This window comes from Rhodococcus sp. GXMU-t2271 (assembly GCF_041414735.1).
Classification (GTDB): domain Bacteria; phylum Actinomycetota; class Actinomycetes; order Mycobacteriales; family Mycobacteriaceae; genus Rhodococcus; species Rhodococcus indonesiensis.
In genome coordinates this window covers 1-1,094 of the sequence record NZ_JAUIZP010000096.1, presented here as the reverse complement: position 1 = coordinate 1,094, position 1,094 = coordinate 1, and the positions used below count along the sequence as shown (strand labels likewise).

The 1,094-nt window shown below is 69.6% G+C and carries 1 protein-coding gene; it reads left to right on the top strand.

What is annotated here, in order from left to right; translation table 11 throughout:
- Positions 1 to 1,094: condensation domain-containing protein (locus tag QYS60_RS25685; protein ID WP_371384658.1), on the top strand; the 1,094-nt coding region annotated here is incomplete at both ends.

The following is a 1,094-nucleotide window of genomic DNA, read 5'->3' as shown; positions in this document are numbered from 1 at the left end:
GGGCGGCGCTCGACGCGTCGGTGCCGCTGCGGGTGCTGTTCGAGACGTCCACCGTCGAAGCGTTCGCCGCGGAGGTCGGCCGTCAGATCGGTACCGGTGCCCGGCGTCCGCTCGAAGCGGCACCGCGTCCCGAGCGGGTGCCGCTGTCGCTCGCCCAGCAGAGGTACTGGTTCCTCAACCAGTTCGACACTTCCTCCGCGGTGGACAACATTCCCTTCGCGGTGCGACTCCAGGGCGATCTGGATCTCGCCGCGATGCAGGCGGCGGTGCGCGACGTGATCGGCCGGCACGAGATGCTGCGCACCTACTACCCGGACCCCGACGGCGGACCGCACCAGATCGTGCTCCCCGTCGAGGAGGCGCTGCCCGATCTGACGCCGTACGACGTCACCGAGGACGACCTCACCGAGGAGATCGTCGCGTTCATGTCGACGACCTTCGACGTGACACGTCAGGTGCCGGTGGCCTCGCGCATCTTCCGGATCACCGACACCGACTACGTCCTGGCGTTCGTCGTGCATCACGTCTCCGCCGACGGCGCCTCGATGGCGCCCCTCGCGCGCGACGTCACCATCGCCTACGAGGCGCGGTCCCGCGGGGAGAACCCGGGATGGGAGCCGCTGCCCGTCCAGTACGCGGACTACGCGTTGTGGCAACGCGACGTCATCGGTTCGGAGGACGATCCCGACTCCGTCGCCGCGCAGCAGATCGAGTACTGGAAGCGGACCCTGGCCGGGCTGCCCGACCAGATCGATCTCCCCGCCGACCGCCCGCGGCCTCCGCGCCAGAGCTTCCGTGGCGACTCGCTGCACTTCACCGTCGATGCCGAGTTGCATCGCGGTCTGCAGGAGCTGGCACGCCGCCACAACGCCACGCTGTTCATGGTGATCCACGCCGCCCTGGCGACCCTGATGGGGCGGCTGTCGGGCACCGACGACGTCGCGATCGGTACGCCGATCGCCGGCCGCGGCGAGCGGGTGCTCGACGATCTGATCGGCATGTTCGTCAACACGCTCGTCTTCCGCACCCGCGTGCAGTCCGACGTCGCATTCGACGAGTTCCTGGCTCAGGTCCGGGAGACGGACCTCGGCGCG